The sequence below is a fragment of the Photobacterium sp. GB-36 genome (genome assembly GCF_003026135.1).
Lineage (GTDB): Bacteria > Pseudomonadota > Gammaproteobacteria > Enterobacterales > Vibrionaceae > Photobacterium.
This window is the reverse complement of record NZ_PYNY01000002.1, coordinates 134,039-148,970: the sequence shown is the minus strand read 5'-3', so window position 1 is coordinate 148,970 and position 14,932 is coordinate 134,039. Positions and strand designations below refer to the sequence as shown.

The following is a 14,932-nucleotide window of genomic DNA, read 5'->3' as shown; positions in this document are numbered from 1 at the left end:
TAATATATTGCTTATTAGTTTTAATGCACTAAAAATAAAAGCAAATCAGTAATGTTTAATCACTTGATTAAAACTTCACTAATGCTGAGCCCCAAGTAAAACCGCCACCAAACGCTTCGAGTAATAATGTTTGACCGCGTTGAATACGGCCATCACGAACCGCTTCATCTAATGCTGTTGGGACTGTTGCAGCCGACGTATTACCATGACGATCAAGCGTAACCACAACTTGATCCATCGACATTGATAATTTTTTCGCCGTCGCTGAGATAATACGCATATTTGCTTGGTGAGGTACAAGCCAATCTAACTCAGACTTATCCATGTTATTTTCAGCCAGCGTACTTTTCACTAAGTTCGATAACTGGGTTACCGCTACTTTAAAGACTTCGTTACCTGCCATGTAAAGCCACTTGTTAGCATCAAAATCTTTACCATATTCTGGTACTGCGAGACTTAATAAACCACCAAAATGGCCATCAGCATATAAATGCGTTGAAATAATGCCAGGCTCTTCACTAGCACCAATCACAACCGCACCCGCCGCATCACCAAATAAAATAATGGTTGAGCGATCCTCTGGATCACAGCAATGAGAAAGTGCATCAGAACCGATAACAAGTACATTTTTCGCCATACCCGTTTTGATATGCTGATCAGCAACACTTAACGCATAAACAAAGCCTGTACATGCCGCTGATAAATCAAATGCAGGACAGCCTTTAATATCTAGCATACCTTGCACTTGGCAAGCTGCTGATGGAAATGTGTGACTGGCGCTAGAGGTGGCAACAATGATCAAATCGATATCTTCTTTATCAATCCCCGCCATCTCAATTGCCTTTAACGAGGCTTGGTAGCCCATTACGGCAACAGTTTCATCTTCAGACGAAATACGGCGCTCACGAATACCTGTTCGTGTCACAATCCACTCATCGCTTGTTTCTACCATTTTTTCTAAGTCCGCATTCGAGCGTACTTGTTGTGGCAGGTAGCTGCCAGTTCCTAGAATTTTGCTATTCATGAAGACTAATAGTGCCTCTCGAGTAGGACCTCTTCTAAACGGTCACTGATTTTATTCGGTATTTGTCGTTTAACTTCGTAAACCGCTTCGCTTATCGCGTTGGCAAAAGCGACAGTATCAGCACTTCCATGGCTTTTCACCACAATACCGCGCAATCCTAACAGACTTGCACCGTTATACTGGTCGGGGTTCAACTGTTGCAAGCCTTCAAAGAGCTCACTAAACAGCCATTTAGCAATAATGCGTCGAATAGGGTTACGACCTATTGCATGTTTAATCCGTTCAATAAATAAGTTTGCGACCCCTTCACTGGTCTTTAAACTCACATTTCCAACGAAACCATCACACACAATAACATCGGCTTTATCTGAATAAAGTTGGTGACCTTCAACGTAGCCAACATAATTGATATCCGGAGATTGAATCAACATTTCAGCACAACGTTTAACCAAATCATTACCTTTGATCTCTTCTTCACCAATATTTAATAATGCGACACGCGGTGTAGTACCTAAGGTTTGTTCAGCAAGAACAGAGCCCATAACTGCAAACTGGAATAAAGTATCAGCATCACAAGACACATTCGCGCCAAGATCAAGGAGCCATGTTGGATTTGCACCACGATTGGGTATCGCTGAAATTAATGCAGGACGCTCAACCCCCGGAAGTTGTTTCAACACAAAGCGTGATAATGCCATGAGGGCGCCAGTATTACCGGCACTGACACATGCATCTGCTTGGCCTGCTGCAACTGCATCTAATGCCATACGCATAGATGAGCCTTTACTATGTCGAAGGGCTTGTGATGGGCGTGTTTCGTTAGCGATAACGGTATCGCAATGCACGATCGTTAGCCTAGGATGGTTAAGCTTATTAAGGAGAGTTAACTGCGCAGTGATTGCACTTAGATCACCAAAAAGAATAAGTTTGAGCTCAGGCGAATGCAACAGTGCCTGCACGGCGGCAGGCACTGTTACTTGAGGACCGAAATCCCCGCCCATTGCATCAAGTGCAACGGTAAGACCCATCAAGGTTCAACCTTACTTGTTGATAACCTTGCGGCCACGGTAGAAACCGTCAGCTGTCACGTGGTGACGTAGGTGAGTCTCACCAGATGCTTTATCTACAGAAACTGCTGCTGTAGTTAGGGCATCGTGTGAACGACGCATACCACGTGCTGCACGTGATTTTTTGCTCTTTTGTACGGCCATTAACCCTACTCCTGTTAAATTTAACTCTTAAGATTTTTCAATACTGCAAACGGATTCGGACGCTCATCAGCAACGGGGATCTCACCAAAAGACATGTTCTTCGAGCCAATTTTACAATCAGCATCGTCGTGCATTGCGACTTGTGGTAATTCCAGAATCAATTCGTCTTCAACAAGTTGAATCAGGTTGATCTCGCCATTTTCGTCGACGATTGTCGGCTCATAGGCTTCCGGTAACTCATCTACGGCTTCTTCGTTGCGAACCGGACTATAACAGAATTCCACATGAATATGGTGTGGAAATTCTCCCTGACATCGCTGGCAGGTCAACATCACGTCTACATCTGCGATACCGCGGATGAAAGGAATACGACGTTGGTCAAGGTCAAAAGACAAGTTGACGTTTGCATCACTTATTACGCTCTGGGTTGATTCAGCTAGGCGAGACAAAAGATCGGCTTTGATGATGCCATCATAATCGAGTCTTTTTTGTGCTGTACGTACTGGATCTACCTTTAGCGGCAATTTTACCTTTTGCATAGGGCGCGAATATTAGCCTTATAGTCTGTTTGAGTCAAAGGAAATGTGTGTGATTTAACAGCTTTTGACCAATTCTCATGCTGTGATGAAAATTACAAAACGCTTCGACACCACATCTCAGTAATAAAAGTTTAAATGTCTGCTACTCAATCACTTGATCGTGTCGGAACAATCGATGAAATAACACCCAATATAACGCATAAAGCAACTAATATAGCCGTATGATCATATGCAGTCGCTGTCAATAACTCACATATATTTTGATCAATATACGTCTCGTCATTGGCCACGTTGGGGATCTAACAAATTATGCGGAACATACACCGAATTGTGGAATGAAACAACCGTAATACAACAATCTCAATTCAATATAATCCTAATAAAAGTTGCAGCAATCATAGTGAAACTTGCTATATCATTGCTGTATTAAAATTCATTCTAGATGTGTAGAACATTGTTATGACACAACCATTATTACTGGCATCAACCTCCCCTTACCGAAAAATGCTACTCGAAAAGTTAGCGATCCCTTTTGAAACAGCAAGCCCTGAAACTGATGAGACGGCATTAGCCACAGAATCTGCCCAACAGTTAGTCTGCCGACTTGCACAATTAAAAGCCAAAGCTTGCGCCAGCACTTACCCAGATTCTCTTATTATAGGATCAGATCAAGTTTGTGTGATTGATGGGAAAATCTTAGGCAAACCCCATACTGAAGAAAATGCTTGTAAGCAATTACAAGCCGCAAGTGGAAAAACCATTACCTTTTACACAGGGCTATGCGTTTACAATGCAAAAACACAATCAACACAAGTCATTTGTGAACCTTTTCATGTTCACTTTAAAACACTTACGCCACAACAAATTGAAAATTACGTGAGAAAAGAGCAACCTTTGTATTGTGCAGGGAGTTTTAAAAGTGAAGGTTTAGGAATTGCACTATTTGATAAACTTGAAGGGCGTGACCCTAACACGCTCGTAGGATTACCTTTAATTGCATTAACTGAGATGTTAGCTAATGAGGGCGTTTCGGTCTTATAAGACTTACTCACTAACATTCGTGAAAAAAAAGTCGTGCAAAACAAAAGGCGAGACGATTTCCTCGCCTTTCACTTTGGTTACATTTGACGTAGCTTTTCCAAACAACGTTCTAAAACCGGTTCCATTGGCGCGCTAATATCCATCGCTTCATCCGTACTTGGATGCGTAAATTTGATATTTGCAGCATGAAGGAACAAACGCCCTAAACCTGTTTTTTTAGTGTAAGCATCAAAACGTGGATCACCATATCGATCATCCCAAGCAATAGGATGGCCTTCATACTGACAATGCACACGGATCTGATGCGTACGACCCGTTACAGGGCTAGCTTGTACCAATGTTGCCTGTGAGAATCGCTCTAATACTTTAAAACGCGTATCGGATGCTTTACCTTGTGGGTTAACACGTACAATGCTGTTTACTTCATTTTTTAACAAAGGTGCAGTGACTTTTCGGCAATTCGCTTTCCATTCCCCCATTACTAAAGCGAAGTAATATTTCTGCACCGTTTTATTTCTAAATTGCTCTTGCAATTGACGAAGAGCTGAACGCTTCTTTGCCACTAACAAAATGCCCGAGGTATCACGGTCAATTCGGTGAACGAGTTCCAAAAATCGCGCATCAGGGCGTAACGCTCGTAATGCTTCAATAGCACCAAATTTTAAGCCACTGCCGCCATGAACTGCTGTCCCTGATGGTTTATTCAGAATTAACATATGATCATCTTCATAGATGATGCAATGCTCTAATTCAGCGACTTTATTCAACTTGGTACTGACTGGCGCTTGTTCTTCTTTTTCAGGAACAAAAACCGGCGGTACGCGTACTAGATCACCATCCTGCAATTTATATTCAGGTTTAATACGTTTTTTGTTTACTCGCACCTCGCCTTTACGCAAAATGCGGTAAATCATACTTTTTGGTACGTTTTTAAGCCTAGCGCGGAGAAAATTATCAATCCGCTGGCCTGCAAAGTCATCGCTAATGTCGATGAATTGCACTTTAGGTTTATCTTCTGTCATAGGTTTGATTGTATCATGCAAATAAAGCAGATTGCCGCAAAAAAGTGAGCCTGCTATCATTGTGTGCTGAGGTAGGTTTTTTTGTCTACTTCATTGACAAGATGAGCATATAATCATCTTTATGGCTATTTTTTATACAACTCAGATAATCAACGCAGCAAATGGCGTAAGACGTTAGGGTTATCGGAGTTTTTTTTAGTGCGTCAAATTACATTTTTTTTTGATGTGACAGATACAACCACTTCAATGTGGTGATACCAGCTGTATTTTTTAGATCTAACCATCTCACATACAGTTGGCTGATAAGTGTGGCCAGAAAGCACTCCTGCATTCCAACCGTGAGGTTGCAACCGTACATCAGACTTGGAGTCCGGCGCCATCAAAAAACAGATGTAACTAGCGTACTAATACAACGACAATAAATGAGTACAATATAATGAAAAGAATGTTGATTAACGCAACTCAGAAGGAAGAGTTGCGCGTCGCATTAGTTGATGGCCAAAAGCTATTTGATCTTGATATCGAAAGCCCTGGTCACGAATCTAAAAAAGCAAATATCTACAAAGGCCGCATCACACGCATCGAACCAAGTCTGGAAGCAGCGTTCGTTGATTATGGTGCTGAGCGTCATGGTTTCCTTCCTCTTAAAGAAGTTGCGAAAGATTACTTCCCTGCCAATTATTCTTACCAAGGTCGTCCTAATATCAAGGAAGTCCTAAAAGAAGGCCAAGAAGTTATCGTTCAAGTTGATAAAGAAGAACGCGGAAACAAAGGCGCAGCCCTTACTACTTTTATCTCTCTAGCTGGCAGTTATCTTGTTTTAATGCCTAACAACCCTCGTGCTGGCGGTATTTCTCGCCGTATCGAAGGTGAAGAGCGTACCCAACTTAAAGCTGCATTAAGCACATTAGACTTACCCCAAGGTATGGGTCTGATTGTACGTACAGCTGGTGTGGGTAAATCAGGTGAAGAGCTTGAGTGGGATTTAAACGTTCTACTAAACCACTGGAATGCAGTAAAAGAAGCAGCCGATTCACAATCAGCTCCGTTTCTTATTCACCAAGAAAGTAATGTGATTGTTCGTGCAATCCGCGATTATTTACGTCGTGACATCGGTGAAATTCTTATCGATAGCCCGAAAATTTTTGACCGCGCACGTGATCATATTAAATTAATTCGTCCTGATTTCTTGTCTCGCGTGAAGCGTTACGAGGGGGAAGTTCCACTATTTAGCCACTACCAAATTGAAAGCCAAATTGACTCTGCGTTCCAGCGCGAAGTTCGTTTACCTTCAGGTGGCTCTGTTGTTATTGATCCAACAGAAGCATTAACGTCTATCGATATCAACTCTGCTCGCGCAACGAAGGGCGGCGATATTGAAGAAACAGCATTACAGACAAACTTAGAAGCTGCCGATGAAATTGCGCGTCAATTACGTCTACGTGACTTAGGTGGTCTGGTTGTTATCGATTTTATTGATATGACACCTGTTCGCCACCAACGTGAAGTTGAAAACCGTTTACGTGAAGCTGTTCGTATGGATCGCGCACGAGTTCAAATCGGTCGAATCTCACGTTTTGGTCTACTTGAAATGTCTCGTCAACGTTTAAGCCCTTCTCTTGCAGAAGCAAGCCACCATGTTTGTCCTCGTTGTTCTGGTACCGGTGTTGTACGTGACAATGAATCACTATCACTATCAATCTTACGACTGATTGAAGAAGAAGCGCTTAAAGATAACAGCTCACAAGTACTTGCTATTGTACCTGTACCTGTTGCCTCGTACCTTTTAAACGAGAAGCGTCGATCAGTTCAACACATTGAAAAGTATCATGGTGTACGTGTTGTTATCGTTCCTAACTCTGATATGGAAACGCCGCACTTTGAAGTTCTGCGTATTCGTGAAGGTGAAGAGCAAGACACCCTTTCTTACCATATTCCGAAAACGTTAGAAGCGTTAAAAGAAGCAGAAGCCATTGAAGCACCACAACCTGAGCGCGTCATCAAAAAGCGTGAAGAGCCAATACTTCAAGGGTTCACTGCACCAAAACAACCAGCACCTGTTGCAACGCCTGCCACTAAGCCGACACCAAAAGTAACGGCTAAGCCTGCCACTGCATCAGCCAATAAACCTGGTCTGTTGAGCCGCTTCTTCTCTGTATTAGCGTCATTCTTCTCTGGTAGCCCTGAACAGCAACAAGAGAAACCTGTTGAAGCAAAAACAGAACAAAACAACAATCAAAATAATCGTCGCAACAATAATCGTCGCAACGATCGTTCTGACAACCGTCGTAATAACCGTGACAACAGTCGTGATAACAACCGTCGTAATAACCGTGACAACAGTCGTGATAACAACGATGTTGAGAACAATGACGAGCGTCAAGAACGTAATAACGAGCAACGCCAAAATCGTCGCCGCAATGACCGTAATGACAAAAACCGTCAACAGCAAAACGATAAGGCTGCCAAAGCTCCTCGCCAAAACCGTAATAACGATGAAGTGAAAGAGCAGAAGCGTCAGTCTCGTAAAGAAGAAATTCAAGCGCAAAAACAGCAACGTCAACAACAAGACGAGCAAACAGCAAAAGCAACAACTGAACAGCCTGTTGATGCACAACGTGATAGCGAAGAAAAAGCGGTAAAAGTGAAACAACGCCGCCAGCGTCGTCAACTTCGTAAAAAAGTACGTATCACAGATAATGTTGAAAAATCAGTTGAACAACAAAATGCAACCGTTGATGCTGTCGAAAAAGTTGAAGCTGTTGAAACTGCTGTAGAGCAAACACCATCACCATTAATGGCATTGGGAACTAGCATTGCTAAAGAAGCACAAGACAAACCTGAACAAACTCAGGGTGTGACTGACGAGCAAGCTGATAATGAAGAGCAAGAAGGCACTCAACGCCGTAATCGCCGCTCACCACGTCACTTACGTGCAAGTGGTCAACGCCGTCGCCGTATGCGTGATACACGCGTAGAGAAATCTGACTTTGTTACCAATGAAGAAGCAAATGCTATTGAGCAGGCAGCTATTGATGCTGCTGATAGTATTAGCGAGATGGTCAATGTTGTTTCTATCGTTGAGAAACCAAAAACAATGCGTCCTACTTCAGGGGTTGCAATTCCTGAAATGGCAATGGGCAAAGTTTGGTCTCGTATCAAACCAGCCGTTGAAGCACCTGTTGAGAAAAACATCACAGAAGAGAAAGTCGATGCTGCAGATGTGATTGATGAAGTTGAAACAAATGACATCATCATTAATGCACCAGTAGTAGAAGCTAAATCTGAAGTAGTTGCAGTTGAAACAACGACACTTTCTGGTGTTGCTATTCCTGAAATGGCGATGGGTAAAGTCTTCCCACGCTTTACAGCAGAAGAAACAACAGTAGAAATAAAGTCTGAGCCTGCTGAAGAACAAGTGATCGAGCAACCTATTATTGTCGAAGAAGTCGCAGCTCCGGTGATCAAAACAGAAGAGACAGTTGAAATGAAATCACCTGTAACTCCAGTTGTTGATTTACCTGCTGTAGCAACGGCGGTAATGGCAACCTCACCTCGTGGTTTCCATGCTGCTTCTGCAATGACAAAAGCGCCAGCACCTGAAGAGCATGTTTCAGGCTCTGTTGTTCAAGCGGCACCATTACGCGAGCGTACCAATACACGTGCAGCGGGTAGCCAAACAGCAACAAACAGTGCTACAGCACCAATGACTAAACCCTCTTTTGACTAAAAGTTAAGTTTAGCAATGAAAAAGCCATGCTCTTGCATGGCTTTTTTTATTATCTAATTATGAGTCAAAACCAGCGCACTTTATGTTTAATAATTACATATAGCTCTAATTTTTCACTTGTAAGCGGAGTAAATGCCGTTATTAGCCAACAAAAGTTGAAGCTAATTACAACTTTCTGTAGCATTCTGTTAACCAAAATGCGTTTTAAATACAGCAAATAATAGAAGAATCCTCAACTAACATGTTAGATTTTCCCCAAAAAACTCATCAATCCGTCAAGAACGACGTACTTTCAGGTTTAACCGTTGCACTTGCACTGGTTCCTGAAGCCGTTGCTTTCGCATTCGTTGCTGGCGTTGACCCGATGGTTGGCTTATACGCAGCCTTCATTGTCGGTTTAATTACTGCCGTTTTCGGTGGTCGCCCAGGTATGATTTCTGGTGCTACAGGTGCAATGGCCGTTGTGATGGTTAGCCTTGTTGCCCAGCACGGTATTCAATATCTTTTTGCTGCCGTCATGCTTGCAGGTTTACTTCAGATCCTAGCGGGGGTGTTCCGTCTTGGTAAATTTATTCGAATGGTTCCTCACCCTGTCATGATCGGTTTTGTTAACGGTCTTGCGATTGTAATTTTCTTAGCTCAGTTAGGTCAGTTCAAAGTTCCGGCTCTTAATGGTGGCTTAGAATGGATGCACGGCACACAGCTTTACATCATGTTAGGCTTGGTTGCGTTAACCATGTTTATCATTCATTTTTTACCAAAACTAACTAAAGCAGTTCCCTCTTCACTTGTTGCCATTTTAACTGTTACAGCATTAGTTCATGTCTTAGGTTTAGACTCTCGCACTGTCGTCGATTTTGTTCGTACCATGAGTGGTGACGCAAATGCAACACTGGCAGGCTCTTTACCAACATTCGCTTTACCGGATGTTGGCTTTAACCTAGAAACCCTAAAAATTATTTTGCCTTACTCATTAATCCTTGCTGCGGTTGGTTTAATCGAATCATTACTAACGCTAACTGTGATTGATGAAATGACAAATACACGTGGTCATGGTAACCGTGAGTGTGTTGGTCAAGGTGTTGCAAACGTTACTTGTTCAGTATTCGGTGCGATGGGCGGTTGTGCCATGATTGGTCAATCCATGATCAATATTAACTCAGGTGGTCGTGGTCGTTTATCCGGTATTACAGCAGCCATTGGCCTTCTACTGTTCATCTTATTCGGTTCATCATTTATTGAAATGATCCCACTTGCTGCGCTTGTTGGCGTAATGTTTATGGTTGTGATCGGGACGTTTGAATGGGCAAGTTTCAAAATGATGCGTAAAGTGCCAAAGCACGATTTCTTTACCATTATCTTAGTAACTTGCGTGACGGTAATTGCAGATCTCGCGGTTGCTGTACTTGTCGGTGTTATTTACTCTGCACTCGTATTTGCTTGGAATCACGCTAAAGAAATTTATGCAGCAAGCCACATTGATGATAATGGTGCAAAAGTTTACCAAGTAAATGGTCCACTTTTCTTTGGTTCAGTATCACATTTTCTTGAGTTATTTGATGCTCAAAATGATCCAAAAGAAGTGATCATTGATTTTGCTAAATCACGTGTTGCCGATCATTCCGCTATCGAAGCGATAGATACGATTGCAGAACGTTATGCTAATCGTAATAAAACTATTCATTTGCGTCACTTAAGCCCTGAGTGCAGTAAGCTGCTGAAAAAAGCAGGAACGTTGGTTGAAGTGAATGTTCTTGAAGATCCAACCTATAAAGTTGCTTCTGACGTACTCGGCTAAGAGATATTAACAAGCCCACTGACAAGGTGGGCTTTTTTCTACCTGTAGATCATATTTTACGTTTGTTTTTCTCATTCCGGCTCCCCTTATGTCAGGTTTTCTGAAACAATCACTGTATTAAGTGATTAATATTTCAAACATTCGGCAAAGGATTCGCACTGTGTTTACCATTTATCCTGTAGATAAAACTCAATCTGTCCACATTAAAAAACGCATTGATAATAAAACGAAGCCCATTGGTGCGTTAGGCCAATTAGAACCACTTGCTGAACAACTCGCATTAATACAACAAAGCGATAGACTGGCCATCGATAATCCTCATCTACTTATTTTCGCGGCAGATCATGGCATTTCACAACATGGAATAAGTATTGCGCCCGCAGAAGTCACCACCCAAATGGTCCATAATTTTTTAGCCGGCGGTGCGGCAGCGAACTGTTTTTGTCATAGCAATAATATGGCGCTTAAAATTGTTGACGCCGGGATTTTAGGCGATGTTAATGACCATCCAGATTTAATCAGACAGCCATTAGGCAAAGGCACTCAAGATTTTACCACTCAGAATGCAATGTCGCTTGATACCGTGAAACAAGGAATATCCGCAGGAGCGAGCGTTGTTGATTCGCTGCATCAATCAGGTACCAACCTTGTTGCGTTTGGGGAAATGGGGATAGGCAATACCAGTAGTGCTGCCGCAATTATGGCATTGCTGCTTAATCTTCCTGCTGATGCATGCACAGGGCATGGTACAGGTATTGATGACAGCCAATATCAAAAAAAATTAGCGCTTATTCGTCTTGCCTGCAAACATCACTATAGTGCGACAGGCGATCCGTTAAAAGTGTTATCCGCTGTTGGTGGGTTTGAAGTTGCACAAATCACAGGCGGTATACTACAAGCGGCTGAAAACCGAATGATTGTATTGGTTGATGGCTTCATTGTAACAGCTGCAGCCTTGCTGGCTGTTGCAATTAACCCTAATGTTATCGATTACCTTGTTTTCTGTCATCATTCAGAGGAAGCCGGACATCATCGTATGCTTCAACATCTTAATGCCTCGCCATTACTTAACTTAGGCTTACGTTTAGGTGAAGGGACTGGTGCTGTATTAGCATTGCCTTTAATTAAAGCTGCGTGTGCCTTTTACAATGATATGGCGAGTTTTGATGATGCAGGAGTTACTGTGTGAGCACCGATCATCAAACACAGAGCAAAGCATCACTAACGGAAAGTGGCTATCGATATCAATGGCAACTCTTTTTAGTCGCATTAGCCTTTTTCACTCGTATTCCTATACCAACCAGTACTCCATTTAGTACTGAGCGATTAAATCATGCCAATCGCTACTTTGGTGTTATTGGTCTTATTGTGGGAGCAATATGTAGCTTAATATACCTATTATTTATTCTGCTTTTTCCCCCTACAATTGCGATTGGTATTGCAATGATTTCAGGTCTGTTAATCACGGGAGCTTTCCATGAAGATGGACTGGCTGATGTATTTGACGGCTTTGGTGGTGGTTGGACGGTTGAATCAAAGCTCAACATAATGAAAGATTCTCGCCTAGGTACATATGGCGCTTCTGCACTAGTCATGGCATTGGGTTTAAAATGGATTGCACTGGTCTCATTGGCTGATATAAACCTCTACTTCCCTGTTTATGCCTTCATTGTTATTCATTGTATAAGCCGAGTCGCTGCAGCAAGTATTATCTTCTCTTACCCTTATGTTCGCGCAGATCAGGATAGTAAGGTTAAACCTTTAGCCAATCAGCAATCTTTACTCGATATTGGGATCTTACTAACAACAGCAATACTAGTACTTTCAATATTACCGCTATCTCTTGCATTAAGTTGTCTTATAACAACCTTATTTGTTCGTCAAAGTTGTGGCTATTGGTTCAACCACCAACTCGGTGGTTATACCGGTGATTGTTTAGGAGCGACACAACAACTTGCAGAGATAGCCGGATACCTGACATTATTAACCTTTGCGAACCATTATCATTTTTAAGGATTTCAGATGATAGATACAACCAACAAGGATGATCGCCATAAGGCGCGTCAGCAAAAATTAAAAGAGCAAGTCGATGCTCGTATTGATGCCGCCCAACACGAAAAAGGACTGGTTCTGGTAATCACTGGCAATGGTAAAGGAAAATCTACTTCAGGGTTTGGCATGATTGCGCGAGCCGTCGGTCATGGTCAGCGCTGTGGTGTCGGACAATTTATAAAAGGCACATGGGATTGTGGTGAGCGTAATTTACTAGCGCAACACGGTGTCAACTTTGCAGTCATGGCGACTGGATTTACATGGGAAACCCAAAATAAAGAAGCCGATACCGCCGCTGCAAAAGAAACATGGCAACAATGTAAAGCAATGCTAGCTGATGATAGCTATGATGTTGTATTACTCGATGAGCTGACTTATATGATTACCTATGATTATATTGCGTTAGATGACGTAATTGAGGCTATAGAAAAGCGTCCTACAACACAATCGGTGATCATTACAGGACGAGCTGCACACCGACAATTACTCGAAATTGCCGATACTGTCTCAGAAGTGCGTAATGTTAAGCATGCCTTTGAAAGCGGAATAAAAGCGCGAAAAGGGATTGATTGGTAAATGCGAATAAGCCATTAAAAGTAATAAACCTTACTTTTAATGGCTAAATAACCAACAACCAATTAATTTTTTACATTTATTACTATCACAGAGTCTATAGCTTCATATAATAGCCACATGCTTATCAGCCAGTAATGCTATTTTTGGAGCAATTATGCCGTCCCATTTACCAAAAGCGTTTAGCAAACCTTTTCTTAAAATATTTCATACCTTAGAAGCCATTCTTTTGGTGGGGATAACACTTTCTACCGTCGTTGCCATGTTTAATGAATTTATACATGTCATCGTAGAGAGAAATATTCTACTAACGGACATTCTTTTAATGTTCATCTATTTAGAAATATTGGCCATGGTTCAACAGTTTGTTGTTAATGGTAAAATTCCAGTTCGTTATCCTATCTATATTGCAATAATGGCGATTGCTCGCTATATCACCCTGGGAATGAAAGAATTAGATGGCACGGTTATTATTTGGCTATCGCTAGCTGCATTTGTTTTAGCTGCAGCAACAGTACTTATTCGTATCGGCCATCATTACTGGCCTTATGACACGCCAGAGGATCCAAGCAAAAAACAAGCAGATAGCTAATATTATAATTTGAATATCAAAAAGGCACTCTATCGTGCCTTTTCTCTATTGCTATCTTTTAAACTAATTAGCGTTTAAAGGTAACACGTTCTGTTTCATCTAAATGAATTTGCGTTTCTGCAGGTTGAGTTTGGGCGATCACTTTACCGTAACGCACTGAGTATTGAACTGGCACTTGGCGACGCACCGCATCAAAACCATTCTCTGCAGGTAAAACCAATAAACTGCCCGGCTTACCCACTTCAATACCGTAATTATCTTGAATGTTTAAGGTGCGTGCTGAGTTTTTGCTGATCAAATCTAACGATTGATTGATTTGCTCATAACCCATCACTTGGCATACATGCAGACCCATGTGAAGCACTTGTAGCATGTTGGCTGTACCTAGCGGATACCAAGGATCAAACACATCATCATGACCAAAGCATACGTTGATATCAGCCCCTAGCATCTCTTTAACACGTGTTACACCACGACGTTTAGGATAATCATCAAAACGCCCTTGTAGGTGAATATTCACTAATGGGTTAGCAACAAAGTTAATCCCTGACATACGTAATAAGCGGAACAGGCGTGATGCGTAAGCACCATTATAAGACCCCATTGCAGTGGTATGGCTTGCTGTGACTTTCTCGCCCATATTATATTTATGTGCCAGTGCGGCTACTGTTTCAACAAAACGTGACTGTTCATCATCAATTTCATCACAATGCACATCGATCAATCGATCGTATTTACGTGCTAATTCAAACACGTAATGCAGCGATTCCACACCGTATTCACGAGTAAATTCAAAGTGTGGAATAGCACCGATAACATCAGCACCAAGTTGTACTGCTTGTTCAAGTAGCTCTTTACCATTGGGGTAGGACAAAATCCCTTCTTGTGGGAAAGCAACAATCTGAATATCCACCCAAGGCTTCATTTCTTCACGTACTTCAAGCATCGCTTTTAATGCAATCAACGTCGGATCGGAAACATCCACATGAGTACGTACATGCTGAACACCGTTAGCGATTTGCCACTTCAAGGTCTGCTTAGCACGTGTTTTTACATCTTCAATCGAAAGTAACTGCTTACGCTCAGCCCAACGCTCAATGCCCTCGAATAAGGTGCCTGAAATATTCCAGCTCGGCTCGCCTGCTGTTTGCGTGGTATCTAAATGAATATGTGGCTCACAAAATGGCGTTACCACTAAGCCACCAGCAGCATCTAGCGTCTCACCTTGGTGATCTGTGATGGTATGGTTATCTACAATTTGTGTAAAAACACCATTCTCAATCAGAATTTGCTTTAAGCCTGCTTCATTTTGCAACGTCGCATTATTAATCAATAAACTTGTCATCATTT

The 14,932-nt window shown here is 42.0% G+C and carries 13 protein-coding genes; 7 read left to right on the top strand and 6 right to left on the bottom strand.

Going from position 1 to position 14,932, the window contains the following annotated elements:
• Nucleotides 1-67: 67 nt before the first annotated feature.
• The 4 genes from C9J46_RS02390 to yceD are packed head-to-tail and all read right to left on the bottom strand — an operon-like array spanning nucleotide 68 to nucleotide 2,774.
• The gene (locus C9J46_RS02390; RefSeq protein ID WP_107206198.1) at nucleotides 68-1,024 is read right to left on the bottom strand and encodes a beta-ketoacyl-ACP synthase III; all 957 of its coding nucleotides are present in this window, start codon (nucleotides 1,022-1,024) and stop codon (nucleotides 68-70) included.
• Between the two features lie 5 nt (nucleotides 1,025-1,029).
• Nucleotides 1,030-2,055, bottom strand: coding sequence for a phosphate acyltransferase PlsX (gene plsX, locus C9J46_RS02385; RefSeq protein WP_199187011.1), 1,026 nt, complete (start codon nucleotides 2,053-2,055; stop codon nucleotides 1,030-1,032).
• Between the two features lie 9 nt (nucleotides 2,056-2,064).
• Entirely contained in the window at nucleotides 2,065-2,235 is a 171-nt protein-coding gene (rpmF, locus tag C9J46_RS02380; RefSeq protein WP_005368719.1) for a 50S ribosomal protein L32, read from the bottom strand.
• A gap of 20 nt (nucleotides 2,236-2,255) precedes the next feature.
• The gene (yceD, locus tag C9J46_RS02375; protein ID WP_005368721.1) at nucleotides 2,256-2,774 is read right to left on the bottom strand and encodes a 23S rRNA accumulation protein YceD; all 519 of its coding nucleotides are present in this window, start codon (nucleotides 2,772-2,774) and stop codon (nucleotides 2,256-2,258) included.
• Between the two features lie 459 nt (nucleotides 2,775-3,233).
• Here yceD and C9J46_RS02370 point away from each other — a divergent pair, with 459 nt between their 5' ends.
• A complete protein-coding gene (locus C9J46_RS02370) occupies nucleotides 3,234-3,815 on the top strand; it encodes a nucleoside triphosphate pyrophosphatase (RefSeq protein WP_107287140.1) in 582 nt (193 codons plus the stop codon).
• Between the two features lie 77 nt (nucleotides 3,816-3,892).
• Here the strand turns inward: C9J46_RS02370 and rluC are convergent, their stop codons facing one another.
• Nucleotides 3,893-4,837, bottom strand: coding sequence for a 23S rRNA pseudouridine(955/2504/2580) synthase RluC (gene rluC / locus C9J46_RS02365; protein WP_107206469.1), 945 nt, complete (start codon nucleotides 4,835-4,837; stop codon nucleotides 3,893-3,895).
• 436 nt (nucleotides 4,838-5,273) lie between these two features.
• Here rluC and rne point away from each other — a divergent pair, with 436 nt between their 5' ends.
• The 6 genes from rne (at nucleotide 5,274) to C9J46_RS02335 (ending at nucleotide 13,582) form a co-directional block, all read left to right on the top strand.
• Nucleotides 5,274-8,567, top strand: a complete 3,294-nt coding sequence (gene rne / locus C9J46_RS02360) for a ribonuclease E (protein ID WP_107245919.1) — start codon at nucleotides 5,274-5,276, stop codon at nucleotides 8,565-8,567.
• Between the two features lie 241 nt (nucleotides 8,568-8,808).
• The gene (locus tag C9J46_RS02355; protein ID WP_107206194.1) at nucleotides 8,809-10,365 is read left to right on the top strand and encodes a SulP family inorganic anion transporter; all 1,557 of its coding nucleotides are present in this window, start codon (nucleotides 8,809-8,811) and stop codon (nucleotides 10,363-10,365) included.
• 160 nt (nucleotides 10,366-10,525) lie between these two features.
• Nucleotides 10,526-11,554, top strand: a complete 1,029-nt coding sequence (gene cobT, locus C9J46_RS02350; RefSeq protein ID WP_107290507.1) for a nicotinate-nucleotide--dimethylbenzimidazole phosphoribosyltransferase — start codon at nucleotides 10,526-10,528, stop codon at nucleotides 11,552-11,554.
• The gene (locus tag C9J46_RS02345) at nucleotides 11,551-12,378 is read left to right on the top strand and encodes an adenosylcobinamide-GDP ribazoletransferase (RefSeq protein ID WP_107290506.1); all 828 of its coding nucleotides are present in this window, start codon (nucleotides 11,551-11,553) and stop codon (nucleotides 12,376-12,378) included. Before cobT ends, C9J46_RS02345 begins: the two co-directional genes overlap by 4 nt.
• A gap of 9 nt (nucleotides 12,379-12,387) precedes the next feature.
• Nucleotides 12,388-12,993: a cob(I)yrinic acid a,c-diamide adenosyltransferase gene (gene cobO / locus C9J46_RS02340; protein WP_107290505.1), complete on the top strand. Its 606-nt coding sequence runs from the start codon at nucleotides 12,388-12,390 to the stop codon at nucleotides 12,991-12,993.
• Between the two features lie 154 nt (nucleotides 12,994-13,147).
• Nucleotides 13,148-13,582 carry a phosphate-starvation-inducible protein PsiE gene (locus C9J46_RS02335; protein WP_107206190.1) on the top strand — a complete coding sequence of 145 codons (435 nt, stop codon included), beginning with the start codon at nucleotides 13,148-13,150 and terminating at the stop codon, nucleotides 13,580-13,582.
• Between the two features lie 67 nt (nucleotides 13,583-13,649).
• Here C9J46_RS02335 and C9J46_RS02330 read toward each other — a convergent pair whose 3' ends face one another.
• Nucleotides 13,650-14,927, bottom strand: a complete 1,278-nt coding sequence (locus C9J46_RS02330; protein ID WP_107290504.1) for a cytosine deaminase — start codon at nucleotides 14,925-14,927, stop codon at nucleotides 13,650-13,652.
• Between the last annotated feature and the right edge of the window lie 5 nt (nucleotides 14,928-14,932).

Coding starts and splice junctions, on each gene's coding strand:
- C9J46_RS02390 (WP_107206198.1), bottom strand. CDS start 1,024: ATGAATAGCAAAATTCTAGGAACTGGCAGCTACCTGCCACAACAAGTA.
- rpmF (WP_005368719.1), bottom strand. CDS start 2,235: ATGGCCGTACAAAAGAGCAAAAAATCACGTGCAGCACGTGGTATGCGT.
- yceD (WP_005368721.1), bottom strand. CDS start 2,774: ATGCAAAAGGTAAAATTGCCGCTAAAGGTAGATCCAGTACGTACAGCA.
- C9J46_RS02370 (WP_107287140.1), top strand. CDS start 3,234: ATGACACAACCATTATTACTGGCATCAACCTCCCCTTACCGAAAAATG.
- rluC (WP_107206469.1), bottom strand. CDS start 4,837: ATGACAGAAGATAAACCTAAAGTGCAATTCATCGACATTAGCGATGAC.
- rne (WP_107245919.1), top strand. CDS start 5,274: ATGAAAAGAATGTTGATTAACGCAACTCAGAAGGAAGAGTTGCGCGTC.
- C9J46_RS02355 (WP_107206194.1), top strand. CDS start 8,809: ATGTTAGATTTTCCCCAAAAAACTCATCAATCCGTCAAGAACGACGTA.
- cobO (WP_107290505.1), top strand. CDS start 12,388: ATGATAGATACAACCAACAAGGATGATCGCCATAAGGCGCGTCAGCAA.
- C9J46_RS02335 (WP_107206190.1), top strand. CDS start 13,148: ATGCCGTCCCATTTACCAAAAGCGTTTAGCAAACCTTTTCTTAAAATA.
- C9J46_RS02330 (WP_107290504.1), bottom strand. CDS start 14,927: ATGACAAGTTTATTGATTAATAATGCGACGTTGCAAAATGAAGCAGGC.